The 23,923-nt window shown below is 69.0% G+C and carries 21 protein-coding genes and 9 tRNA genes; 25 read left to right on the top strand and 5 right to left on the bottom strand.

Annotated elements, in window-relative coordinates:
• Window positions 1-18: 18 nt before the first annotated feature.
• Both K311_RS17095 and K311_RS0113585 read right to left on the bottom strand, forming a co-directional pair.
• Complete coding sequence (locus tag K311_RS17095) at window positions 19-1,233, bottom strand: TonB family protein (protein ID WP_043797338.1); 1,215 nt, start codon at window positions 1,231-1,233, stop codon at window positions 19-21.
• The gene (locus tag K311_RS0113585; RefSeq protein WP_026817744.1) at window positions 1,220-1,588 is read right to left on the bottom strand and encodes a BlaI/MecI/CopY family transcriptional regulator; all 369 of its coding nucleotides are present in this window, start codon (window positions 1,586-1,588) and stop codon (window positions 1,220-1,222) included. The genes K311_RS17095 and K311_RS0113585 overlap by 14 nt, the downstream gene beginning before the upstream one ends.
• A gap of 106 nt (window positions 1,589-1,694) precedes the next feature.
• Here K311_RS0113585 and K311_RS0113580 point away from each other — a divergent pair, with 106 nt between their 5' ends.
• The 21 genes from K311_RS0113580 (at window position 1,695) to K311_RS0113480 (ending at window position 17,531) form a co-directional block, all read left to right on the top strand.
• The gene (locus tag K311_RS0113580; protein ID WP_026817743.1) at window positions 1,695-2,195 is read left to right on the top strand and encodes a CinA family protein; all 501 of its coding nucleotides are present in this window, start codon (window positions 1,695-1,697) and stop codon (window positions 2,193-2,195) included.
• Window positions 2,196-2,253: 58 nt separating this feature from the next.
• Window positions 2,254-2,895, top strand: coding sequence for a transcriptional repressor LexA (lexA, locus tag K311_RS0113575; protein WP_026817742.1), 642 nt, complete (start codon window positions 2,254-2,256; stop codon window positions 2,893-2,895).
• Between the two features lie 191 nt (window positions 2,896-3,086).
• Window positions 3,087-4,118, top strand: a complete 1,032-nt coding sequence (gene recA, locus K311_RS0113570; RefSeq protein WP_026817741.1) for a recombinase RecA — start codon at window positions 3,087-3,089, stop codon at window positions 4,116-4,118.
• A gap of 25 nt (window positions 4,119-4,143) precedes the next feature.
• Complete coding sequence (locus K311_RS17090) at window positions 4,144-4,650, top strand: regulatory protein RecX (protein ID WP_081683468.1); 507 nt, start codon at window positions 4,144-4,146, stop codon at window positions 4,648-4,650.
• A 161-nt stretch (window positions 4,651-4,811) separates the two neighbouring features.
• On the top strand, window positions 4,812-7,478 hold the full coding sequence (alaS, locus tag K311_RS0113560; protein WP_026817740.1) for an alanine--tRNA ligase: 2,667 nt from the start codon (window positions 4,812-4,814) through the stop codon (window positions 7,476-7,478).
• A 159-nt stretch (window positions 7,479-7,637) separates the two neighbouring features.
• Complete coding sequence (csrA, locus tag K311_RS0113555; RefSeq protein WP_026817739.1) at window positions 7,638-7,856, top strand: carbon storage regulator CsrA; 219 nt, start codon at window positions 7,638-7,640, stop codon at window positions 7,854-7,856.
• 55 nt (window positions 7,857-7,911) lie between these two features.
• Window positions 7,912-8,004 (top strand) — tRNA-Ser (locus K311_RS0113550).
• 121 nt (window positions 8,005-8,125) lie between these two features.
• Window positions 8,126-8,202: transfer RNA gene (locus tag K311_RS0113545), tRNA-Arg, on the top strand.
• A gap of 50 nt (window positions 8,203-8,252) precedes the next feature.
• Window positions 8,253-8,329, top strand: a tRNA-Pro gene (locus tag K311_RS0113540).
• 61 nt (window positions 8,330-8,390) lie between these two features.
• Window positions 8,391-8,467, top strand: a tRNA-Arg gene (locus tag K311_RS0113535).
• A gap of 28 nt (window positions 8,468-8,495) precedes the next feature.
• A tRNA-His gene (locus K311_RS0113530) sits at window positions 8,496-8,572 on the top strand.
• 52 nt (window positions 8,573-8,624) lie between these two features.
• Window positions 8,625-8,700, top strand: a tRNA-Lys gene (locus K311_RS0113525).
• 31 nt (window positions 8,701-8,731) lie between these two features.
• A tRNA-Leu gene (locus K311_RS0113520) sits at window positions 8,732-8,816 on the top strand.
• A gap of 89 nt (window positions 8,817-8,905) precedes the next feature.
• On the top strand, window positions 8,906-10,207 hold the full coding sequence (gene tig, locus K311_RS0113515; RefSeq protein WP_026817738.1) for a trigger factor: 1,302 nt from the start codon (window positions 8,906-8,908) through the stop codon (window positions 10,205-10,207).
• Between the two features lie 26 nt (window positions 10,208-10,233).
• Window positions 10,234-10,854 carry an ATP-dependent Clp endopeptidase proteolytic subunit ClpP gene (gene clpP / locus K311_RS0113510; protein WP_043797339.1) on the top strand — a complete coding sequence of 207 codons (621 nt, stop codon included), beginning with the start codon at window positions 10,234-10,236 and terminating at the stop codon, window positions 10,852-10,854.
• Window positions 10,855-10,978: 124 nt separating this feature from the next.
• Window positions 10,979-12,265 carry an ATP-dependent Clp protease ATP-binding subunit ClpX gene (gene clpX / locus K311_RS0113505; RefSeq protein WP_026817736.1) on the top strand — a complete coding sequence of 429 codons (1,287 nt, stop codon included), beginning with the start codon at window positions 10,979-10,981 and terminating at the stop codon, window positions 12,263-12,265.
• 150 nt (window positions 12,266-12,415) lie between these two features.
• Window positions 12,416-14,848: an endopeptidase La gene (gene lon / locus K311_RS17085; protein ID WP_051240174.1), complete on the top strand. Its 2,433-nt coding sequence runs from the start codon at window positions 12,416-12,418 to the stop codon at window positions 14,846-14,848.
• Window positions 14,849-15,059: 211 nt separating this feature from the next.
• Complete coding sequence (locus K311_RS0113495; protein WP_026817735.1) at window positions 15,060-15,332, top strand: HU family DNA-binding protein; 273 nt, start codon at window positions 15,060-15,062, stop codon at window positions 15,330-15,332.
• A gap of 16 nt (window positions 15,333-15,348) precedes the next feature.
• Window positions 15,349-15,423: transfer RNA gene (locus K311_RS0113490), tRNA-Val, on the top strand.
• Window positions 15,424-15,437: 14 nt separating this feature from the next.
• A tRNA-Asp gene (locus tag K311_RS0113485) sits at window positions 15,438-15,514 on the top strand.
• Window positions 15,515-15,596: 82 nt separating this feature from the next.
• Complete coding sequence (locus K311_RS0113480; RefSeq protein ID WP_026817734.1) at window positions 15,597-17,531, top strand: SurA N-terminal domain-containing protein; 1,935 nt, start codon at window positions 15,597-15,599, stop codon at window positions 17,529-17,531.
• 25 nt (window positions 17,532-17,556) lie between these two features.
• On the opposite strand, the gene K311_RS0113475 is transcribed toward K311_RS0113480, so the two are convergent.
• Window positions 17,557-18,351 carry an enoyl-ACP reductase FabI gene (locus K311_RS0113475; protein WP_026817733.1) on the bottom strand — a complete coding sequence of 265 codons (795 nt, stop codon included), beginning with the start codon at window positions 18,349-18,351 and terminating at the stop codon, window positions 17,557-17,559.
• A 79-nt stretch (window positions 18,352-18,430) separates the two neighbouring features.
• Entirely contained in the window at window positions 18,431-19,699 is a 1,269-nt protein-coding gene (locus tag K311_RS17080) for a transglycosylase SLT domain-containing protein (RefSeq protein WP_051240172.1), read from the bottom strand.
• Between the two features lie 23 nt (window positions 19,700-19,722).
• On the opposite strand from K311_RS17080, the gene K311_RS17885 reads away from it, so the two are divergent.
• The 4 genes from K311_RS17885 to K311_RS17070 all read left to right on the top strand — a co-directional run bounded on the left by K311_RS17885 (window position 19,723) and on the right by K311_RS17070 (window position 23,193).
• Complete coding sequence (locus K311_RS17885; protein ID WP_051240170.1) at window positions 19,723-20,418, top strand: class I SAM-dependent methyltransferase; 696 nt, start codon at window positions 19,723-19,725, stop codon at window positions 20,416-20,418.
• Window positions 20,419-20,427: 9 nt separating this feature from the next.
• Window positions 20,428-20,877 carry a ribonuclease HI gene (gene rnhA / locus K311_RS0113460; protein ID WP_026817732.1) on the top strand — a complete coding sequence of 150 codons (450 nt, stop codon included), beginning with the start codon at window positions 20,428-20,430 and terminating at the stop codon, window positions 20,875-20,877.
• 1 nt (window position 20,878) lies between these two features.
• Window positions 20,879-21,604 carry a DNA polymerase III subunit epsilon gene (gene dnaQ / locus K311_RS0113455; RefSeq protein ID WP_026817731.1) on the top strand — a complete coding sequence of 242 codons (726 nt, stop codon included), beginning with the start codon at window positions 20,879-20,881 and terminating at the stop codon, window positions 21,602-21,604.
• Window positions 21,605-21,666: 62 nt separating this feature from the next.
• A complete protein-coding gene (locus K311_RS17070) occupies window positions 21,667-23,193 on the top strand; it encodes a serine/threonine-protein kinase (protein WP_026817730.1) in 1,527 nt (508 codons plus the stop codon).
• 25 nt (window positions 23,194-23,218) lie between these two features.
• On the opposite strand, the gene K311_RS0113445 is transcribed toward K311_RS17070, so the two are convergent.
• A complete protein-coding gene (locus tag K311_RS0113445) occupies window positions 23,219-23,920 on the bottom strand; it encodes a PP2C family protein-serine/threonine phosphatase (RefSeq protein WP_026817729.1) in 702 nt (233 codons plus the stop codon).
• Window positions 23,921-23,923: the final 3 nt, after the last annotated feature.

The raw sequence follows: 23,923 nt of genomic DNA, 5'->3' as shown, positions 1-23,923 counted from the left end.
CGACGACCGGGTCAGGGCTCAGGTGGTGCCGGGGCTCCCGGCATTCTGGTCCTCGGCCTCGAAGCGCACCGGCACGCGGATCCAGCCCTCGACCTTCTCGCCGCCGGCACCGTTGCGGCCGGCATTGAAGCGCCAGTTCCGCGCCGCCTCGACCGCCGCGGCGTCGAATACGCCTTCCGGTGAGGAACTCACGACCTTCACCTCGCGCGGTACGCCGTCTTCGCCGACCAGGATCTCCAGCAGCACCTGGCCGCTGATGTGGTCGCGTACGGCCGCCGCGGGATAGGCCGGCGCGGTGAGCACATCTTCATCGGCCGCGATCTGCGCGGGACCTGCGGTTGCGTCGGCGGCTGGCGCTGCCGGTTGCGCGGCCCAGGCCAGGCCGGCGGACGCGATCAGCGCGACGGAAACCGCGACGGCGGCGGTTCGCCGGCGCCGGGAGGAAGCGAGGGGACGTTCGAGCATCTGGATTCTCTCCTTGAGGGAATGGCCCGACTGCCAGTGGCAGGCGAGCGGGAGGCCGACATCGGCCAGATGGGTCTTCAACATCGCGCTGCCGTAGCGGCGGCGCGAGCGTGGGTTCTGCCGCAGCACCGCGGCGTCGCAGGCCAGTTCGATGTCCTCGCGGAAGCGGCGTTCGGCCCGGACGAGCAGCGGGTTGAACCAGAACAGGCAGCGCAGGACCGTCGCGAGCGCCTGCGCCGGCAGGTCGCCGCGGCGCAGGTGCATGCACTCGTGGGCGAGCACGAGCGTCAGTTCGCCGGCGTCGTAGCGCAGGCGGAAATCCGCCGGCAGCACGATGCGCGGACGCAGCAGGCCGACCACCGCCGGACCGCCGGCCGGGCTGGCCAGCCAGGGCGTGCCCTCGATCGGGCGCAGCCCACGCAGGAACCGGCGCTGCCGCAGCGCGAAAACGAGGGCCCCCGCCGCGGCGCCGCTCGCCCACAGCGCCAGCAGCCAGGGCCCCGCGGACGTCGCGCCGGCGCCTTGAATCACCGGCGCGAACACGGCGTCGGTGATCGCACCGGCGGTCCCGGCGGCGCCGGGGCCGGCCGCCCGCGCCGGCAGCCACACCGCCAGCACCGCCAGCGGCACCGCGGCCCAGGCGAGGGCGGCGGCGCCGGGACCGGCGAAGTCGCGCAGCGGCCGGCGCAGCGCCAGCACCGCCAGCGCGGCCAGCGACGAGGCGAGGGTGGCTTCGAGCAGTTCGCACAGCAGCTCAGTGCTCGTCATCGAGGTTCTCCACGAGACGCTTGAGTTCGGCGATGTCGTCGGCGCTGAGGGCGCGGGCGTCGGCGAGGTGGGCGACCAGCGGCGCCAGGCGGCCGTCGAACAACCGGTCGAGCAGGCCGCGGCTCTGGCCCGCGACCCAGGCGGCACGCCGCAGTACCGGCGTGTACAGGAAGCGCCGCCCGTCCCGCTCCACCGCCAGCGCGCCCTTGCGCACCAGCCGGTTGAGCAGCGTCTTCACCGTCGAGGCATGCCAGCCGGGCTCGCGGGCGAGCTCGGCGATGATTTCGTCGGAACCGCGCGGACTGGTCCGCCACAGGACTTCCATGACCACGCTCTCGGCATCGCTGATCTGCATCGGGTTCTCGTCTACGTCCGTAAACATGGGCGCAGACTACACGCGTAGACGAGTCCGTCAAGCCCCCCCGATGGTCAGCGCGTGGTGGCGCGGCTACCCTCGCGCCATGCCCCCCGCCTACGACGACGAAGCCCTGCACGACCTGGCCCGCCAGGTCGGCGCGTCCCTGCAGGCCCGCCACCTGATGCTGGCCACCGCCGAGAGCTGCAGCGGCGGCTGGATCGCCAAGATGATCACCGACATTCCCGGTTGCTCGGCCTGGTTCGACTGCGGCATGGCGGCGTACAGCTACGAGGCGAAGCAGGCGCTGCTGGGCGTGCGCCCGGAAACACTGACCGAGCACGGCGCGGTCAGCCGCGAGACGGTACTGGAGATGGTCAGCGGCGCGCTGGTGAAGTCCGGCGCGTCGATCGCCGTCGCCGTCACCGGCATCGCCGGGCCGACCGGCGGCCTGCCGGGCAAGCCGGTCGGCACGGTCTGGATCGGCTGGAAGCGGCGGGGTGACTATCCGCGCGCCGACGTCTTCCATTTCGACGGCGACCGCGACGCGGTGCGCCGGCAGACGGTGGCCGCGGCGCTGGAAGGCCTGCTGGCTCTGGCTTCCTGAGCTTCGTCGCACGCGGGGCTTGACAGCCCCGGCGGGTCGGTTAGTAGTATTACTACTAATGGACATCACCGAAACCCAGCACGCGATCCTCGCGCTGATCCGTCAACGGATCGCCGACGACGGCGTTCCTCCCTCCCAGGTGGAGATCGCGCACGCCTTCGGCTTCAAGGGCGTGCGTGCCGCGCAGTACCACCTCGAGGCGCTCGAACAGGCCGGCCTGATCCGTCGCGTCGCCGGCCAGGCGCGCGGGATCCGGCTGGTGCAGCCTCCGGTTCCGTCCCCGGCCGCCGACCTCGTCCCGGCGGCCGGGGACGAGCCGCTCCGGCTGTCGGTGCTCGGCCAGGTCGCGGCCGGCCTGCCGATCGGCGCCGATCCCGACCTGCACGGCATGGTCCTGCTCGACCGCGTGTTCTTCTCGCCGGCGCCGGACTACCTGCTGCGGGTCAAGGGCGATTCGATGCGCGACGAGGGCATCCTCGACGGCGACCTGATCGGCGTGCACCGCACCCGTGACGCACGTAGTGGCCAGATCGTCGTCGCCCGCATCGACGACGAGATCACCGTGAAGCTGCTGAAGATCGGCAAGGACGGCGTGCGCCTGCTGCCGCGCAATCCCGACTACGCGCCGATCGTCGTGCGTCCGGACCAGGACTTCGCGGTCGAGGGTCTGTACTGCGGTCTCGTCAGGCCGAACCGATGACCCGGTCGAGGAAGAAGGCGCAGGCCGAACGCGCTGTTTCCCTACCCGAAACCACCGCCGGCGCCGCTGCTGCGGCCCCGGCCGCACAGGCAGAGTCGGAATCGCCGGGAGCATCTCGGTCCGTGAGATTCTCCGCCGCCACAATCGCCCGCAATCCCTCCACGACTTCCAGGACGACGACGATGAGCACGATGGACGAGAACAAGAAGCGGGCCCTGACCGCCGCGCTGAGCCAGATCGAGAAGCAGTTCGGCAAGGGCGCGGTGATGCGCATGGGCGACAAGTCCGCCGAGCCGGCCGAGGTCATCGGTACCGGTTCGCTGATGCTCGACATCGCGCTCGGCATCGGTGGCCTGCCGAAGGGGCGCGTGATCGAGATCTACGGTCCGGAGTCCTCGGGCAAGACCACGCTGACCCTGCAGGCGATCGCCGAATGCCAGAAGGCCGGCGGCACCGCCGCGTTCATCGACGCCGAACACGCGCTCGACCCGACCTACGCGGTCAAGCTGGGTGTGGACATCGACAACCTGCTGGTCAGCCAGCCGGATACCGGCGAGCAGGCGCTGGAGATCGCCGACATGCTGGTGCGCTCGAACTCGGTCGACATGGTCGTCGTCGACTCGGTCGCCGCGCTGACCCCGCGCGCCGAGATCGAGGGCGAGATGGGCGACCAGCTGCCGGGCCTGCAGGCGCGCCTGATGAGCCAGGCCCTGCGCAAGCTCACCGGCAACATCAAGCGCAGCAACTGCATGGTGATCTTCATCAACCAGCTGCGCATGAAGATCGGCATCATGATGCCGGGCCAGAGCCCGGAGACCACGACCGGCGGCAACGCGCTGAAGTTCTATGCCTCGGTGCGCCTGGACATCCGCCGCATCGGTTCGGTCAAGAAGGGCGACGAGGTCATCGGCAACCAGACCAAGATCAAGGTCGTGAAGAACAAGATGGCGCCGCCGTTCAAGGTCATCGTCACCGAGATCCTCTACGGCCAGGGCATCAGCCGCGAAGGCGAGCTGATCGACATGGGTGTCGACGCCAAGCTGATCGAGAAGGCCGGCGCCTGGTACAGCTACAACGGCGAGCGCATCGGCCAGGGCAAGGAGAACGTCCGCGCCTGGCTGAAGGAGAACCCGGCGGTCGCGAAGGATCTCGAGGCCAAGCTGCGCGAGAAGTTCGTGCCCGGCCTGGTGATCGGCGACGAGAACGCCGAGGTGGTCGAGTAAGCGCTCGCCCCGGCGTCCTCCGGCGATGATCGACGAGGAAGACTCCCGCGCCGGCCGTGACGAGGCCGAGGCAGCCGCCGAAGCCTGGCGGCGCGGTCTCGGCCTGCTGGTGCGGCGCGAGCAGTCCCGCCGTGGTCTCGAGCGCAAGCTCGGCGAGCGCGGCGTGGACCCGGCGTTGGCGGCGGCGGCGGTCGACCGCCTGGCCGCCGCTGGCTGGCAGGACGATGCGCGATTCGCCGCCTCGTTCGCCCGTGACCGGGCCGCCTCGGGCTATGGACCGGTGCGTATCCGTGCGGAACTGGCGGCGCACGGGATGGATGCGGGGCAGGTGGCCGCCGCGCTGGCCGCCTGCGAGGCCGACTGGGCTGAACGTGCCGTGCAGCTGGCGCAGCGGCGGTTCCGCGCCGCCGACCTGGTCGACCCCGCCCGGCGGCGCAAGGCCCAGGCCTTCCTGCTGCGCCGGGGTTTCGACGGCGGCCAGGCCGCGGCGGCGCTGGCGGCGCTGCACGGGCAGGGCGGTGACGGGGATTGACGACGGGATCCGCAGCGTTCGTGCAGCCGCGGGCCCGATGCCGGCCCGATGCCGCGGGCCTGCTAATCTTGCGTCCCCGCGATCGCGCGTTCGCCCGGCCCGTCCTTCGTGACGGATGAGGCCGCGGGCGCGTCGTCGCCGTCCCCCTGCCAGCCGCCGCCATGACCCTCAAGACCAGCAACCAGATCCGAAGCGATTTCCTCGAATTCTTCCGTTCCCGCGGCCACGAGGTGGTGGCTTCGAGCCCGCTCGTTCCCGGCAACGACCCGACGCTGCTGTTCACCAATGCCGGCATGGTGCAGTTCAAGGACGTCTTCCTCGGCGCCGAGAAGCGCAGCTACCGGCGCGCGGTATCGAGCCAGCGCTGCGTGCGCGCCGGCGGCAAGCACAACGATCTCGACCAGGTCGGCTACACCGCCCGCCACCACACCTTCTTCGAGATGCTGGGCAATTTCAGCTTCGGCGACTACTTCAAGCGGGACGCGATCGTCTGGGCCTGGGAACTGCTGACCGGGGTCTGGCAGCTGCCGAAGGAACGCCTGCTCGTCACCGTCTACCACACCGACGACGAAGCCTTCGACATCTGGCACAGGGAGGTCGGGCTGCCGACCGATCGCATCATCCGCATCGGCGACAACAAGGGTGCGCCTTACGCCAGCGACAACTTCTGGCAGATGGCCGACACCGGTCCCTGCGGCCCCTGCACCGAGATCTTCTACGACCACGGCGCGCACATCCCGGGTGGCCCGCCGGGCTCGCCGGACGAAGACGGCGACCGTTTCATCGAGATCTGGAACAACGTCTTCATGCAATACGACCGCCAGCCCGACGGCAGCCTGGTGCCGCTGCCGGCGCCATGCGTCGACACCGGCATGGGCCTGGAGCGGATCTCGGCGGTGCTGCAGCACGTGCACAGCAACTACGAGATCGACCTGTTCCAGCACCTGATCAAGGCAGCGGCGGAGCTGACCGGGACGCAGGACCTGGAGCACAAGTCGCTGCGCGTGATCGCCGACCACATCCGCGCCTGCAGCTTCCTGATCGTCGACGGCGTGCTGCCGTCGAACGAGGGCAGGGGCTACGTGCTTCGCCGCATCATCCGCCGCGCGATCCGCCATTTCTGGAAGCTCGACGGCCTGCACGCCGACGGTCGCTTCTGGCGCATGGTCAAGCCGCTGATCGACGTGATGGGTGACGCCTACCCGGAACTCGGCGCGAAGCACGCGCTGGTCGAGCAGGCGCTGCGGTCGGAGGAAGCCGCGTTCGCGACGACGCTGGAGGCGGGCATGAACCGTCTGCAGGGCTACCTCGCCGAGTCCGGCAACCGCATCGGCGGCGATCAGCTCTTCCAGCTGCACGACACCTACGGCTGCCCGCCGGACCTCATCGCCGACCTCGTGCGCGAGAACACCGACAAGGGCTGGCAACTCGCAGAGGGCGCGCTGGCCGAATACGAGTCGCTGATGGACCAGCAGAAGCAGCGTGCGCGCAGCGCCGGCCAGTTCGGCGGCGGCGTGGCGCTGCCGGCCGAACTGATCGCGCGTCTGCGCCCGACCGAGTTCGTCGGCTACGAAGAGCGCGAGGCCGACGACTGCCGCATCGTCGCGCTGCTCCGCGACGGCAAGCCGGTGGAGACGATCGCCGCCGGCGACGAGGCCGTGATCGTGCTCGACCGCACGCCGTTCTACGCCGAATCCGGCGGCCAGGTCGGCGACATCGGCGAGCTGCTCGATGCTGCCGGTAATCGCTTCGCGGTCACCGACACGCGCAAGCTGTCCGGCGCCTTCCACGGCCACTTCGGCCGCCTCGAGGCGGGCACGCTCGCGCTCGGCGACCACCTGTCCGCGCGCATCGACGCCGAGCGCCGCCAGGCGACGGTGCTCAACCATTCGGCGACCCATCTGCTGCATGCGGCGCTGCGTCGCGTGCTCGGCGAGCACGTCACCCAAAAGGGCTCGCTGGTGGCGCCGGACCGCCTGCGCTTCGACTTCGCGCATTTCCAGCCGCTCACGCCGGAGCAACTGGCCCGCGTCGAGACGATCGTCAACGACGAGATCCGCCGCAATGCCGAGGCGGAAGTGCACCACATGGGCATGCAGGAAGCGATCGACTTCGGCGCGATGGCGCTGTTCGGCGAGAAGTACGGCGAACGCGTACGCGTGCTGCGCATGGGCGAGTTCTCCACCGAGCTCTGCGGCGGCTGCCACGTGCACCGCACCGGCGACATCGGCCTGTTCAAGATCGTGTCCGAAGGCGGCCTGCAGGCCGGCGTGCGCCGCATCGAGGCGGTGACCGGCGCCACCGCGCTGGCGGAAGTGGCCGCGGCCGAGGAGCGGCTCGCGCGGATCGCCGGCCTGGTCGGCGGCAGCGAGGCCGACGTCGCCGAAAAGGTGCGGCAACTGCTCGAGCGTCAGAAGAAGCTCGAGCGCGAACTGGAATCGCTGAAGGCGAAGGCCGCCGCCGGCGCCACCGCCGATCTCGCCGCGAACGCGCCGGAAGTCGGCGGTGCACGCGTCGTCGCCGCGCGCCTGGAAGGCCTCGACGCGAAGGCCCTGCGTGAGGCCGTCGACCAGCTCAAGTCGCGCCTTTCCGATGCGGTGATCGTTCTGGCCTCGGCGGTCGACGGCAAGGCCTCGCTGGTCGCCGGCGTGCAGGGCGCGCCGCTGGGCAAGGTCAAGGCCGGCGAGCTGGTCGGCCACGTCGCCGCGCAGATCGGCGGCAAGGGCGGCGGCCGTCCGGACATGGCCCAGGGCGGCGGCAACGATGGCCCGGCGCTGAAGGCCGCGCTCGAGGCTGTGCCAGGCTGGGTCGGCGAGCGCCTCGGCTGAGCACGAACGCGCGCCGCCGAGCGGCGCGAAGGCCTCCGGTGCCGCGTTTGCGCGGTGACCGGGGGCGATCTACCATCGGGCAAGGCCGCAATTGCGGCCCTGGAACCGCAGCGCACGCCGCCGCGGGCCGGTGCAGGGACGTATCCGGAGGTGGGGCCAATGCTGATACTGACGCGAAGGGTGGGAGAAACCCTGATGATCGGCGACGCGGTCACCGTCACCGTGCTCGGCGTCAAGGGCAATCAGGTGCGCATCGGCATCACCGCGCCGAAGGATGTCGCGGTGCATCGCGAAGAGATCTTCCAGCGCATCCAGAAGGACGATGGTGCCGCGCCGGATGCACACGATGCGCCGGCGGGTTTACCCGAGCGGGAGTGACCGCTATCCTATGCGGCCGGTCGCGCGCTGTCGTGGTGCGACCGGGCCAGTTTCCGGAGTGATGCCCGAGAGGCCGAAGGGGCTCCCCTGCTAAGGGAGTATGGGGTCAAAAGCTCCATCGAGGGTTCGAATCCCTCTCACTCCGCCAGTTCCGATCGCCGCCGCAGGGCGGCGATTTTTCGGTGAGGAACGAAGCTGGAAACGGAAAAGAAATTCGTGCGGGTTGTTGACGGATTCGAAGACGCCCCTCATAATTTCGCTTCTGCTGCGCGCCCGTAGCTCAGCTGGATAGAGCACCAGGCTACGAACTTGGTGGTCGGGAGTTCGAATCTCTCCGGGCGCGCCACTTTTCCAAGAACCCGTCGGCAGGCTTGCATGGCTGCCGGGCTTGACCGCCGGGGTATAGCTCAGCCTGGTAGAGCGCCAGCTTTGGGAGCTGGATGTCGTGGGTTCGAATCCCTCTGCCCCGACCAGGTCGAGCGATACCCGCTCCGTCGGATCCGGGCCAAAGGCGCCGCGCTATCATCGCTGCAGGCGCCCGTAGCTCAATCGGATAGAGCACCGGCCTTCTAAGCCGGCGGTTGCAGGTTCGATTCCTGCCGGGCGCGCCATGAGGTTCGTGGCGAGTACTGCAGTTTGGTGGATGTAGCTCAGCTGGTTAGAGCATCGGATTGTGATTCCGAGGGTCGCGGGTTCGAATCCCGTCTTCCACCCCAGTTCAAGGCACGGCATAATGCCGCGTCGCAACCGCTTCGGCGGGAAGATCAAGGGCCGTTAGCTCAGTTGGTAGAGCAGTTGACTCTTAATCAATAGGTCGTAGGTTCGAATCCTACACGGCCCACCAATCTTCCCGAAGAATCGATCCGCGCGGCGTTGCGAGAGTGGCGGAACTGGTAGACGCGCTGGATTTAGGTTCCAGTGGGGCAACCCGTGAGAGTTCGAGTCTCTCCTTTCGCACCATCCGGCAACGGACGCGGAGGATCTGACCGGAGCTCCGCGGGTTTTTTCATTTTCAGCGTCCGGAGATGGGCGCGATCGCAGGAGTTGACATGCAAGTCTCGCTCGAGAACACCGCCGGCCTGGAACGCCGCCTCACGGTCAGCCTGCCGGCCGAACGCCTCGACGGCGTGGTCGGCGCGCGCCTGAAGGAGATCGCGCGCACCGCGAACATCAAGGGCTTCCGCCGCGGCAAGGTGCCGACCCGCGTGATCGAGCAGCGCTTCGGCGCGCAGGTGCGCAACGAGGCCTACGGCGAGCTGATCCGCGACAGCTTCGGCGAGGCGATCCGCCAGGAGAACCTGCAGGTCGCCGGTTCGCCGGACATCAAGGCCGAGCCGGCCGGCGAGGGCGGCGAGATCCGCTACACCGCCACCTTCGAGGTCGTGCCGGAGTTCGGCGCCGTCGACCCGGCGGCGCTGAAGATCGAGCGCGTCACCGCGAGCGTCGAGGACGCCGACATCGACACGATGATCGACACGCTGCGCCAGCAGCGCCGCACCTGGGAGCCGGTCGAGCGCGGCGCCGAGACCGGTGACCTGGTGAACGTCGAGACCATCGCGACGACCGCCAATGGCCGCCTGCCGGCGGAAGGCGCCGACCGCGGCGCCACCGTGCTCGGCTCCAACGTGATGCTGCCGGAACTCGAGGCGAAGCTGGCCGGCATGAAGGCCGGCGACGAGCAGGAAGTCGAGGTCACGTTCCCGGCCAACTGGCGCATCGCCGAGCTGGCGGGCATGGAAGCCAAGGTCGCGCTGAAGGTGGTGCGCGTGTCCGCGCCGCGCATGCCGGAAGTCGACGAGGCCTTCATCAAGAGCTTCGGCATCCGCAGCGGCAAGATCGAGCAGTTCCGCAACGAAGTGCGTGCCAACCTCGAGCGCGAGCTGAAGGGCGCGCTGATGCAGCGACTGCGCGCCGAAGTCGCCGGCAAGCTGGTCGCCGCCTACGCCCACGTCGAGCTGCCGCCGCGCCTGATCGAGGCCGAGGCCCGCAACATGGCCGCCGCCGCCGAGCAGCAGGCGCGCCAGCAGGGCCAGGCGAACGCGAAGTTCGATTCCACGCAGTTCATGGCGCCGGCTCGCAACCGCGTCGCCGCCGGACTGCTGGTCGGCGAGGTCGCGCGCCAGAACGACCTGCGCCTGGACAACAAGCGCCTGAACGAGACCCTGCAGCTGATCGCCTCGACCTACGAGGATCCGGCGCAGGTCATTGAACTCTACCGCAACGATCCCAACCTGATGTCCGGGCTTCGCAACCGGGTGATGGAGGAGCAGGTGATCGACTGGATCGCCGAGCGCGCCGACGCCACCGAGAAGGCGATGTCCTTCACCGAACTGATGCGTCCGACCGCCTGATGCGGCCGACAACGAGGAGCGTGGGCATGGAAACGAAGGGTCTGAACCTGGTGCCGATGGTGGTCGAGCAGACCAGCCGCGGCGAGCGCGCCTACGACATCTACTCGCGCCTGCTCAAGGAGCGGGTGATCTTCTGCGTCGGCCCCATCGACGACTACATGGCGAACGTGATCGTCGCGCAGATGCTGTTCCTCGAGGCGGAGAACCCCGAGAAGGACATCAGCCTGTACATCAATTCGCCGGGCGGCGTGGTCACTTCCGGCATGGCGATCTACGACACCATGCAGTTCATCCGGCCCGACGTCAGCACGATCTGCATCGGCCAGGCGGCGAGCATGGGCTCGCTGCTGCTGGCCGCCGGTGCGAAGGGCAAACGCTACTGCCTGCCGAGCTCGCGGGTGATGATCCACCAGCCCCTCGGTGGTTTCCAGGGCCAGGCCACGGACATCGAGATCCACACCCGCGAGATCCTGACCCTGCGTGACCGCCTCAACGGCATCCTGTCGAAGCACACCGGCCAGCCGGTCGAGCGCATCGCCAAGGACACCGACCGCGACAACTTCATGGACGCCGAAGTCGCCAAGGCCTACGGCATGGTCGACGCGGTGCTCGACCGCCGTCCGGAAGAGTCGATCCAGGCGTCCTGAACGGCGTTACGCGCCTGATTCCGCGACGGATTTCACGGTCCGGCCGGTACTCCCTGGCCGGCGATTGGCGCTGTCCGCGCTGTGATATTCTCGATTCCGACCCCGTCCACCAGGGCCTTGAAGAATGACCGAAGACCGCCAGGGCCGTTCCGGCGACAGTAGCAAGATCCTCTACTGCTCCTTCTGCGGAAAGAGCCAGCACGAGGTGCGCAAGCTGATCGCGGGCCCGAGCGTGTTCATCTGCGATGAATGCGTCGAGCTGTGCAACGACATCATCCGCGAGGAGCTCGAGGAGAAGGCGCACGCCGCGCGTTCGCACCTGCCGAAGCCGCGCGAGATCCTCGAGGTGCTCGATCAGTACGTGATCGGCCAGCACCGCGCGAAGAAGACGCTGTCGGTGGCGGTGTACAACCACTACAAGCGCATCGAGAGCCGGATCAAGAACGACGACATCGAACTGTCGAAGTCGAACATCCTGCTGATCGGCCCGACCGGTTCGGGCAAGACGCTGCTCGCGGAGACGCTTGCGCGCCTGCTCAACGTGCCGTTCACGATCGCCGACGCGACGACGCTCACCGAAGCCGGCTACGTCGGCGAGGACGTCGAGAACATCATCCAGAAGCTGCTGCAGAAGTGCGACTACGACGTCGAGAAGGCGCAGCAGGGCATCGTCTACATCGACGAGATCGACAAGATCTCGCGCAAGTCCGAGAACCCGTCGATCACCCGTGACGTCTCGGGCGAGGGCGTGCAGCAGGCGCTGCTGAAGCTGATCGAGGGCACCGTCGCCTCGGTGCCGCCGCAGGGCGGCCGCAAGCATCCGCAGCAGGAGTTCCTGCAGGTCGACACCAAGAACATCCTGTTCATCGTCGGCGGCGCCTTCGCCGGCCTGGACAAGATCATCCAGGCGCGCAGCACCGAGGCCGGCGGCATCGGTTTCGGTGCGAAGGTGAAGAGCGCCGAGCGCAAGGTCGAAGTCGGCAAGATCCTCGCCGAAGTCGAGCCCGAGGACCTGATCAAGTTCGGCCTGATCCCCGAGTTCGTCGGCCGTCTGCCGGTGGTCGCCACGCTCGAGGAGCTGGACGAGGCCGCGCTGGTGAAGATCCTCACCGAGCCGAAGAACGCGATCACCAAGCAGTTCAAGCGCCTCTTCGATATGGAAGGCGTGGAACTCGAGGTGCGCCACGACGCGCTGCTGGCGATCGCCCGTCGCGCGCTGAAGCGCAAGACCGGTGCCCGCGGCCTGCGCACGATCATGGAGTCGGTGCTGCTCGACACGATGTACGACCTGCCGTCGCTCGAGAACGTCAGCAAGGTCGTCGTCGACGAGGCGGTGATCAACCACCAGACCGAGCCCTACCTGATCTACAGCAACGCGCAGTCGCCGGCGAAGGCCGCCTCGGGCGACTGATCTTCACGCGGCCACCGGCCGCGCGACGGAAGCGGAAGGGCCGGCCTCGCCGGCCCTTTCCTTTTGCGGGCGAAAGCCGCTTGCAAGCCTCCCCCGGCAACCCCATAACCTGAGCCTGCGGGGCCGCACCGGCCCCGGACGGAGTCCTCCATGTCCGAATCCACTTCCACCGCGACCGTGCACGACCTGCCGGTACTGCCGCTGCGCGACGTCGTCGTGTACCCGCACATGGTCATCCCGCTGTTCGTCGGCCGTGACCGCTCGATCAAGGCGCTCGACCTGGCGATGGCCGCCGACAAGCAGATCCTGCTGATCGCCCAGAAGAGCCCCGACACCGACGATCCGGGTGCCGACGACCTGCATTCGGTCGGCACGCTGGCGCAGGTTCTGCAACTGCTGAAGCTTCCCGACGGCACGATCAAGGTGCTGGTCGAAGGCTCGGCGCGCGTCGTCGTCGAGGGTTACGGCGAACGCGAAGGCGCGCTGACCGCGCGCGGCCGCGAAGTCGAATCCGAATACGAGCGCGACGAACGCGAGATCGAGGTCACGCTGCGCTCGCTGATGACGCTGTTCGAGCAGTACGTCAAGACCAACCGCAAGCTGCCGCCGGAACTGCTCACGACGCTTTCCGGCATCGACGATCCGAGCCGCCTGGCCGACACCATCGCCGCCCACCTCGGCGCGCGCCTGGCCGACAAGCAGCAGCTGCTCGAGATGCTCGAGGTCGGCAAGCGCATGGAGATGCTGATCGGCCTGGTCGACGGCGAGATCGACGTCCAGCAGATCGAGAAGCGCATCCGCGGCCGGGTCAAGTCGCAGATGGAGAAGAGCCAGCGCGAGTACTACCTCAACGAGCAGATGAAGGCGATCCAGAAGGAGCTCGGCGAGCTGGACGATGCGCCGAACGAACTCGAGGAGCTGACCAAGAAGGTCGCCGCGGCCGGGATGCCGAAGGCGGTCGAGGCGAAGGCCCGCGCCGAGCTCAACAAGCTCAAGCAGATGTCGCCGATGTCGGCCGAGGCCACCGTCGTGCGCAATTACATCGACTGGCTGGTCGGCGTGCCGTGGAAGAAGCGCACGAAGATCCGCAAGGACCTCAAGGCGGCGCAGGACGTGCTCGACGCCGACCACTACGGTCTGGAGAAGGTCAAGGAGCGCATTCTCGAATACCTCGCGGTGCAGGCGCGGGTGAAGAACATGAAGGGTGCGATCCTCTGCCTCGTCGGCCCGCCCGGCGTCGGCAAGACCTCGCTCGGCCAGTCGATCGCGAAGGCGACCAACCGCAAGTTCGTCCGCATGTCGCTCGGCGGCGTGCGCGACGAAGCCGAGATCCGCGGGCACCGCCGCACCTACATCGGTTCGATGCCCGGCCGCGTCGTCCAGAACCTCAACAAGGTCGGCAGCCGCAACCCGCTGTTCATGCTCGACGAGATCGACAAGATGAGCATGGACTTCCGCGGCGACCCGTCGTCGGCCCTGCTCGAGGTGCTGGATCCGGAGCAGAACCACGCCTTCAACGACCACTACCTCGAGGTCGATCTCGACCTGTCCGAGGTGATGTTCGTCGCGACCTCGAACTCGCTGAACATCCCGCGGCCGCTGCTCGACCGCATGGAGGTCATCCGCATCCCCGGCTACACCGAGGACGAGAAGCTGCACATCGCCCAGAACTACCTGGTGCCGAAGCAGCTGAAGGCGAACGGGCTGAAGCCGGAGGAACTGAAGATCGCCGAATCGGCGATCCGCGACATCGTCCGCTACTACACGCGCGAGTCCGGCGTGCGCAACCTCGAGCGCGAGATCTCGAAGATCTGCCGCAAGGTGGTGCGCGAGATCGCGCTCGCGGGCCCGCGCAAGGGCAAGCCGCGGACGATCACCGTGTCGGCCAAGAACCTCGACAAGTACCTGGGCGTGCAGCGCTACGACTTCGGTCGTGCCGAACAGCAGCCGGAAGTCGGCCTGGTCACCGGCCTCGCCTGGACGGAGGTGGGCGGCGACCTGCTGCAGGTCGAGGCCTCGCTGCTGCCGGGCAAGGGCCAGCTGATCCTCACCGGCCAGCTCGGCGAGGTGATGCAGGAGTCGGTCAAGGCCGCCTACAGCGTCGTGCGCTCGCGCACCGAGCGCCTGGGTCTGGACGCGGAGTTCCACCAGAAGTTCGACACCCACGTGCACGTTCCCGAGGGTGCCACGCCGAAGGACGGTCCGAGTGCGGGCATCGCGATGGTGACCGCGCTGGTGTCCGTGCTGTCGGGCGTGCCGGTGCGCGCCGACGTCGCGATGACCGGCGAGATCACGCTGCGTGGGCGCGTGCTGCCGATCGGCGGACTGAAGGAGAAGCTGCTCGCGGCGCTGCGTGGTGGCATCCGCACCGTGCTCATCCCGGAGGAGAACCGCAAGGATCTCGCCGACATTCCGAAGAACGTCACCCAGGGCCTGGAGATCATCCCGGTGAAGTGGATCGACGAGGTTCTGGACGTCGCCCTGGTGCGTGCACTGGCGCCGGAGCCGGAGGCGGGGCAGGGCACGGAGAACACCGGCGAGAAGTCGGGGAAGACGGTCGGCGGCGCTTCGGTCAGGCACTGATTCGCGCGTCGGAAAACCTCGGAAACCCGCGCTCCGCGCGGGTTTTCTTATTGCGCGGGTGCGGGGCCACTGGTATAAATCCGGCAGCCGATGCGCCCTTCGTCATTCTCGCGCACGCGGTACAGGTGGATCGGATTCGAGGCCCGGGCGAACGCCGCCGGGTCGATCCGTTTTTCAGCACGCGGGCAGCGACCCGCCCAGGGAGTCAAGAATGAACAAAGCCGAATTTACGAGTGCCGTCGCCGACGAGGCCGAGCTGTCCAAGGCCGATGCCGGCCGCGCCGTCGACGCGATGATCGAAGTCATCAAGAAGGCGCTGAAGAAGGGCGACACCGTGACGCTGGTCGGCTTCGGTACGTTCTCCGTGCGCAAGCGCGCCGCCCGTCAGGGCCGCAATCCGCAGACCGGTGACACCATCAAGATCAAGGCTTCGAAAAATCCTGCCTTCAAGGCTGGTAAAGCGCTCAAGGATGCCGTAAACTAAGCGTCTTCCTTGGGAAGGGTGCTTAGCTCAGCGGTAGAGCGTCGCCCTTACAAGGCGAGGGTCGGGGGTTCGAAACCCTCAGCACCCACCAGGTAAGTGATACGCGGAGTGGTAGTTCAGTTGGTTAGAATGCTGGCCTGTCACGCCGGAGGTCGCGGGTTCGAGTCCCGTCCACTCCGCCACGTTCCCGAGGGCGCCCCGCAAGGGCGCCTTCGTTTTTTCCGGCACCGCCTGTGCGGTGCCACGCACTGATCGGCGAAGCCAATGCTGCAGAAAATCCGCGAAAAGTCGTCCGGCTGGGTTGCCGGCGTCATCCTCGGGCTGGTCATCATCACGATGGCGTTCTTCGGTATCGGCGACTACTTCACGCCGAAAATCGACACCTATGCCGCGCGTATCGAGGGGCCGGCGAAGTTCCTCGGCTGGGGTGGCCAGGCCCGCGAGATCCAGGTCGACGCCTTCCGCCAGCGCTTCGAGGCCTATCGAGCGCAGCGCCGCCAGGCCGAGGGCGAGTCCTTCGACAGTGCCGGCTTCGACAACCTCGAGAACAAGCGCCGCGTGCTCGACGAGATGATCGACGAGCAGATCGCCGCGATGGCGGCCGAGCGCGACGGCCTGGTGCTGGTCGACGAGCAGATCGCCGAGATCCTGAAGCAGGACCCGCGCTTCCAGGTCAATGGCGTCTACAGCCCGGAACAGTACCGTCTGGAACTGGCCGCCACCGGCCGCACGCATGCCCAGTACATGGCGGCGATGCGCGCGCAGTGGTCGTCGGCCGTGCTGCCGTCGCAGATCGTCGAGACGGCCTTCGTCAGCCGTGCGGAAGTCGAGCAGGTCATCGAACTCGGCCAGCAGAGCCGTGACCTGCTGATCGTCGACCTGTCGACGCCGTCGTTGCCGGAGGAAGCACCTGCGGAGGCCGAACTTCTCGCCTGGTACGAGGCGCACGCCGACTTCTACCGCACGCCGGAACAGGTGGCGATCGAATACGTCGAAATCGACAGCAGCAAGCTGCCGCCGCCGGCGGCGCCCGACGAGGAAACGCTGCGCCAGCGCTACGCCGAGCAGAAGGCCCGCTTCGGCAGCGAACCCGTGCGCGGCGTCGCCCATCTCCTGATCGAGGTGCCGGCCGGTGCCGACGCCGCGGCCGATGCGGCCGCGCGCGAGAAGGCCGCGACGCTGGCCGAGCAGGCGCGTGCGCCGGGCGCCGATTTCGCGGCCCTGGTCGCGGCGAGCTCGGACGATGCCGGTTCCAGGGCGAGCGGCGGCGAACTCGGTGTCGTCGGCGACGGCCTGTTCCCGTCGGAAGCCCTCGAGGCGCTGACCGAGGTGGGCCAGATCAGCGATCCGGTGCGGACCTCGGCCGGCTGGCACGTGCTCAAGCTGACCCAGTACACGCCGGGCCAGAGCAAGCCGTTCGAGGAAGTGCGCGCCGAGCTCGAGGCCGAGTACCTGACCACCGAGCAGGAGCGCGTGTTCTCCGAACTCGCCAACCGCCTGCTCGAACAGATCTACAAGACCCCGACCGCGCTGGCCCCGGCCGCCGAAGCGGTGAACCTGCCGGTGCAGCGCACCGGGCTGTTCACCCGCGCGCAGGGCGACGGCATCGCCGCGATCGACGACGTGCGCCGCGTGGCCTTCCGCGACGAACAGCGTCTCGATCGCCAGGTCAGCGACACGATCGAGGTCGGCCCCGGCACCGTCGTCGCGCTGCACGTGATCGAACACGTACCGGAGGCGCCGATCCCGTTCGCCGATGTGCGCGATCGCGTGCTCGCCGACTACAACGCCGACCGCCTGGCCAAGGGTGCGAAGGCCCAGGCCGAATCGCTGCTCGCCCGTCTGCAGGCCGGCGAAACCCTGGAAGCGGTCGCCGAGGAGCTGAACAAGACGCCGATCGCCCAGACCGGGGTGACGCGCCGCGGCATGCTGCCGCCGGCGATCGCGCAGGCGGTGTTCTCGCTGCCGGTACCGGCCGCGGACGGCCGCAGCTACGGCATCGCCGCCACCTCGCCGGACCAGTACATCCTGTTCGCGGTGACCAAGGTGACGCCGGGCGAGGTGAGCGAGGAGATCGCGCCGATGCTCGACATGCTCGTCGAGCAGTTCGCGCAGGCCCGCGGCGATGTCGAGTACCGCCAGTACCTGCGGGCGCTGCGCAGCTATTACACCGTGAAGATCGCCGAAGACCGGCTGTAAGGCCGGTCCCGCGGTGCGGCGGCGATCACTCGCCGCCGATGCCCGTCATGCCGAGGATGTTGTAGCCGGCGTCGACGTAGGTGACTTCGCCGGTGACACCGGCGGCGAGGTCGGAACACAGGAACGCGGCGACGTTGCCGACGTCCTCGATGGTCACACTGCGGCGCAGCGGCGCCGTCTCCTCGACGTGGTTGAGCATGCGCCGGAAGTTGGCGATGCCGGCGGCGGCGAGCGTCTTGATCGGACCGGCCGAGATCGCGTTAACCCGCGTGCCCTCCGGGCCGAGGTTCATCGCCAGGTAGCGCACGTTCGCTTCGAGGCTGGCCTTGGCCAGTCCCATCACGTTGTAGTTCGCCAGTGCCCGCTCGGCGCCGAGGTAGCTCAGCGTCAGGATGCTGCCGTTGCGGCCCCGCATCAGCGGCCGCGCGGCCTTCGCCAGCGCCGCCAGGCTGTAGCTGGAGATGTCGTGGGCGATGCGGAAGTTCTCGCGGGTCAGGCCGTCGAGGAATTCGCCTTCGATCGCCTCGCGCGGCGCATAGCCGACGGAGTGCACGAGCACGTCGAAGCCGTCGCCCCAACGCTCGCCGAGCGCTGCGAACAGCGCGTCGATCTGCGCATCCTCGGCGACGTCGAGCGGCAGCACGATGTCGGAGCCGCACTCCGCGGCCGCCGCTTCCACGCGCGACTTCAGTTTGTCGTTCTGGTAGGTGAAGGCCAGTTCCGCGCCTTCGCGATGCATCGCCTCGGCGATGCCGGAGGCGATCGAGCGCTGGCTGGCGATGCCGACGATGAGGGCGCGCTTGCCGCTGAGGAATCCCATGGTGTTCTCCGCTTGCCGCCACGCGGCGGCGAAGCCGTTAGTTTGGCGCGTGCGTGGCCATACGGCCAAGCATGGGGACTCAGGGGTCGATGCGCAGTTGCTGGCCCACGCGCAGGACCGAGCGCAATTCGAGCGAATTGAGTTCCAGCAGCTGGCGCAGGGGCACGGCGTAGTGCTGGGCGATCCGCGACAGCGTGTCGCCGCGGGCGATGCGGTGCACGCGACCTGCGCCGTCGCCACTGCCGGTCGGCGCGGCCTCGGCGCGCGACGGGCTGGCGTCGGCGGCGGACCACACCGCCTCCGGATTCGACCGCGCGAGCGCGACCTGCGACGTCATCGGCGCCAGCACCACCCGCGGCACGCCCGGCACCACGCGGCCCTGCCGGTAGGCCGGATTCAGGTTGCGCAGCGTCGCTGGTTCGATGCCGAGCGTGCGTGCGGCGACATCCAGACTCTGGATGCCCGGGGGCAGTTCGAGCTCGGTCAGCGGCAGGAAGGTCGCGTCGCGCGGCAGCTCGAGCCGGTGCCGCTCCGGCTTCGCGAACAGGCAGGCGAGGGCGTGCATCTTCGCGACGTAGTCGTAGGTCGTGCCGGAAAGCCCGCGCGGTAGCCGGCGCTCGCCCGACACCCGCTGCTCGCCGCCGGCGAAGGCGCGCAGGATGCGGTACTCGCCGGCGTTGTAACCCATCGCCGTCGCCCGCCACTCGTGCTCGAACATCCCGCCGAGCCGCTGCAGGTGGTCGAGCGCGGCGTGGGTGCCTTCCACCGGCGACAGCCGGCCGTCGTAACCGTTCTGCACCTTGATCCCGTGCAGGCGGGCGGTGCTGGCGATCATCTGCCACATCCCGGCCGGCCCACCGGGACCGACGGCATTCGGGCGATACCAGCTTTCGATGATCGGGATCAGCACGTATTCGCCAGGCAGGTCGCGGCGCTCGACCTCCTCGAGCACGTAGGCCATCAGCGGCAGGATTTCCTCGACGTGGCGGGCGAAGCCGGCGGGGTAGCCGGCATAGCGCCGCCGCCAGGCCCGGTTGTGTTCGCCGCGCACGCAGACCGGCGGCGAGAAGCGCGCGACCATGCGGTCGAAGACTTCGGCGCCGGTGTCGATCGGATCGGGAGGCGCCGGTTCTTCCGGCGGCGGTGGCGGCGGCGGAAGCACCGGCGGTTCCGGCCGCACCACGACGGGGGTGACCGGCTCCGGCACCTCGTCGGCGACCGGCCGCACGGGCACGGCGCAGGCCGCCATGAGGACGGACAGGCAGGCGGCGGCGGACAGGCGGAGACGTCGGAAGTTCATCAGCGGCGGCGAGGTGTCGGCGACGCCGCACAGGATGACCTGGGGCACGCGGATGACGCAGAATCCCGACCATGCCCGCGGCTCCCGCCCGTCGTCAACCCGATTCCCCCGCCGTCGCCTGGTTCCGCAACCCCTCCCACCTGCCGCTGGTGCACGAGGTGCAGCGGCAGGTGCTGCCTGAACTCACCCGCGTCTTCGGTCACAGTGGCCTGTACCTGCGGCCGTCCGATGCGGTGCCGCCGTCGCTGTCGGGCAACATGCTCGCCGAGGTCGTCAGCCTGCACCGCCACGAGGACCGGTTCGCCGGCGACCTGGCCTGCCGCGACACCGCGCTGCCGATCGCCGGCGGCAGCCTGGCCCTCGCCTACGCCCTGTTCGTCTGCGAGACCTCGCCGGATCCGGCCGCACTCGTCGCTGAGCTCGCGCGCGTGCTGAAGCCGGACGGGGTGGCGATGCTCGTCACCCTGAATCCGCTGGCGCCACTGCGCCTGCGCTGGGCCTTCCGTGGCCTGGCGCCGCCGGGGCGGCACCGGCTGGCAGCGCTGCTGGCCGCGGCCGGGCTCGATCTCGAGCGCGTGCGTCACGTCGGTCCCCACTGGGCGCCGCCGTCGCGTTACGATCCCGCCCCCCCGGCCGGCTCGGACGGCCCGTTCGCCGGGTTCCGGATGGCGCATCTGCTGATCGCCCGCAAGCGCGACCCCGGCATCACCCCGCTGCGTGTCGGCGCCCCCGCGGTCGCCCTGCGGCCGGGCATTTCCCCAGGTTGAAGGCAACGCATGGAAGCGAACAGGAAACAGGTGGAGATCCATACCGACGGCGCCTGCCTCGGCAATCCCGGCCCCGGCGGCTGGGCGGCGCTGCTGCGCCACTCCGGCCACGAGCGCGAGCTCACCGGTGGCGAGGCCAACACCACGAACAACCGGATGGAACTGCTGGCGGCGATCATGGCACTCGAGGCGCTGAAGACGCCCTGCGATGTCGATCTTTCGACCGACTCGCAGTACGTGCAGAAGGGCATCGGCGAGTGGCTGCCGAACTGGATCCGCCGGGGCTGGAAGACCGCCGGCGGCGGCGCCGTGAAGAACCAGGACCTGTGGCTGCGGCTACAGGCCGCCTGCGCCCCGCACCGGGTCCGCTGGCACTGGGTGAAGGGCCACGCCGGCCACCCGGAGAACGAGCGCGTCGACCGTCTGGCCCGGGCCGAAGCCGAGAAGCTGAGGAACTGAGATGCGGCAGATCGTCCTCGACACCGAGACCACCGGCCTGGCCTGGGAGAAGGGCAACCGCATCGTCGAGATCGGCTGCATCGAAATGATCGAGCGGCGCCCGACAGGCCGCCACTTCCATCGCTACTTCAATCCCGGTCGCGAGATGGAAGCCGGCGCCCAGGAAGTGACCGGGCTGACCCTGGAATTCCTGCAGGACAAACCGCCGTTCGCGAGCGCGATCGACGAGTTCCTCGCGTTCATCGAAGGCGCCGAGCTGGTCATCCACAACGCCGGCTTCGACGTCGGCTTCCTCGACTACGAATTGTCGCTGGCGGGTCCGCACTACGGCCGCATCGTCGACCACGCCAGCGTGCTCGACACCCTGGCGATGGCGCGCGAGCGCTGGCCGGGCCAGCGCAACTCCCTGGACGCGCTGTGCCGCCGCCTGGGCATCGACAACGGCCACCGCAAGCTGCACGGCGCCCTGCTCGACGCCGAACTGCTGGCCGAGGTCTACCTCGGCATGACCTCGGGGCAGGGCGACCTCGGCTTCGCGGTGGTCGAGCCCGCCGCGGTCGGCGTGCGGATCGACTTCGACCCGACGGTGCAGGCCCGGGCGCGGGTGCTGCACGCCAACGCCGCGGAACTCGCCGCACACGAGGCGCGGATCGCGAAGATCGCCGCGAAGTCCGGCCGCCGGCTCTGGCCCGAGGCCGTCGCGGCCGACGTGCCCGAGCCCGCCTGAAGGCGCGCGCAGGTGGCGGCCATCGTGGATAATCGGGGCGAGTTCCGACCGGCGAGGCCACGTTGAACGCCACCGTCCTGCTGACTTCGGTCGACATCAACATCCCCGGCTACAAGATCCTTCGCCCGATCGGCGAGGGCGGCATGGCCTCGGTTTTCCTCGCGGTGCAGGAATCGCTCGAGCGCGAGGTCGCGCTGAAGGTGATGTCGCCGGCGCTCGCGGCCAATTCCGAGTTCGCCAGCCGCTTCCTGATCGAAGGCAAGATCACCGCGAAGCTGCAGCACCCGAACCTGGTCACGGTCTACGACATCGGCAGCCACGCCGGCGTCTACTACCTCGCGGCCGAGTACATCCCCGGCGGCACGCTGAAGGACCGCATCACCGAGGGCGGGCTCAGCGTCGCGCACATCCTCGACATCGTTTCCGACATCGCCAATGGCCTCGACTTCGCGCACGAGAAGGGCTTCGTGCACCGCGACGTCAAGCCGGGCAACGTGCTGTTCCGCAACGACGGCCGGGTCGTGCTCGCCGACTTCGGCATCGCCAAGGCGATGGACGGCAGCAACAGTTCCACCGTCGCCGGCGCCTCGATCGGCACGCCTGACTACATGAGTCCGGAGCAGGCGCGCGGCGAGCCGGTCGATGGCCGCTCCGACCTCTACAGCCTCGGCACCGTGCTCTACGAGATGCTCGAGGGCCATCCGCCCTACCAGTCGGGCGATCCGTTCACGGTCGCGCTGATGCACGTGACCCATCCGGTGCCGAAACTGTCGGACCGCTACGCCTGGCTGCAGCCGCTGGTCGACGGCCTGATGGCCAAGGAAGCCGGGCAGCGCTACAACAACGGCAAGGCCTTCATCGACGCGCTGCACAAGCTCGTCGACGCCGCGCCGCAGGGCGCCGTGCTGCAGGAAACCACCCAGCGCAAGCCGGGCAGCGGCAACCGCATCGCCGGTGGCGCCGCGACCCAGCAGCGCACCCGCATCAGCGCCCGCGGCGGTCAGACGCAGCGTCCGGGCTGGGTGATTCCGGCGGCCGGCGCCGCCGGCCTGCTGGTGATCGCCCTGGGCGCCTGGTGGCTGCTGTCCCCCTCGCCGCAACCGGTGCCGACGCCCGAACCGCCGCGCCCGGTCGTCACGAACCCGACCCCGCCGCCGGTCGACGGCCGGCTGCCGGAAGGCTTCGAGATGCCGGTGCCGGTCGATGCCGACAAGCAGGCGCAGATCGACCAGGCGCTGAATGCCGGCGAAGCCCTGCTCGCCTACGGCACCGACAAGAGCAACAACGACTACGGCCGCAAGCTCGACTGGCCGCCGGACGACAGCGCGCTCGGCTATTTCCGCCAGGCGCTGGTGCTCGATCCGGAGAACGCGCGTGCCCGCGCCGGCATCGCCGCCCTGGTCGCCTTCTATCGCCGCAACGCCTACGAGGCCTGCGAGCGCACCCTGTGGTCGGCCTGTGGCCAGCTCGCGCGCAAGGGCCTGGACATCGATGCTGCCGACGAATACCTGCTGCAGCTGGTCGACATCGCCGGTCGGGGTGATCGTGGCGAAGCACCGGCGCTGCCGCCGGCGCCGCCGGCCACCTGAGCGATCCGGTCGACCCAGGCGCCGCTCAGACGCGGCGCAGCAACAGCACCGTGACGTTGTCGGAGCCGCCGCCGTCCAGTGCGGCCGACACGAGGTGGTCGACGCATTCCTGCGCGGTCAGTTCGGTGCGGGCGAGCAGGGCGGCGATGCCGGCATCGTCGACTTCTTCGGTGAGGCCGTCGCTGCACAGCAGCAGCTGCTGGCCCGGCTTCAGCTCGCCGGACAGCGCCTCGACCTTGAGGTTCTGCGGATCGGTGACGCCGAGCGCCTGGGTGACGACATTGCGGTGCGGATGTGCGCGCGCCTGTTCGGCGGTGATCGCGCCCTGGTCGATCAGTTCCTGCACATAGCTGTGGTCCGACGACAGCTGGCGCAGCTGGCCGTTCCACAGGTAGGCGCGGCTGTCGCCGACCCAGGCCAGTTCGAAGCGGTGGTCCTGGATGCGCAGCGCGACGACGGTCGTGCCCATCGGCAGGCTTTCCGCGCGCTGCCGGCTGTGCCGGATGATGTCCTCGTCGGCGCGGCGGATCGCATCGGTCAGCGACCGGCCGGCGCGCACCTCGCGCACGACCGCGTCGCGGGCCAGCGCGCTGGCGACTTCGCCGAACTCGTGACCGCCCATGCCGTCGGCGACGAGCCACAGGCCGAGTTCGGCATCGCCGAAGTAGGTGTCCTCGTTCAGCTCGCGGCGCAGGCCGACATGGCTGAGGTGCCCGAATTCGATCATTGC

The organism is Arenimonas composti TR7-09 = DSM 18010, from assembly GCF_000426365.1.
Lineage (GTDB): Bacteria > Pseudomonadota > Gammaproteobacteria > Xanthomonadales > Xanthomonadaceae > Arenimonas > Arenimonas composti.
The sequence above is the reverse complement of the archived record's forward strand: the minus strand, read 5'-3'. Positions and strand labels throughout refer to the sequence as shown.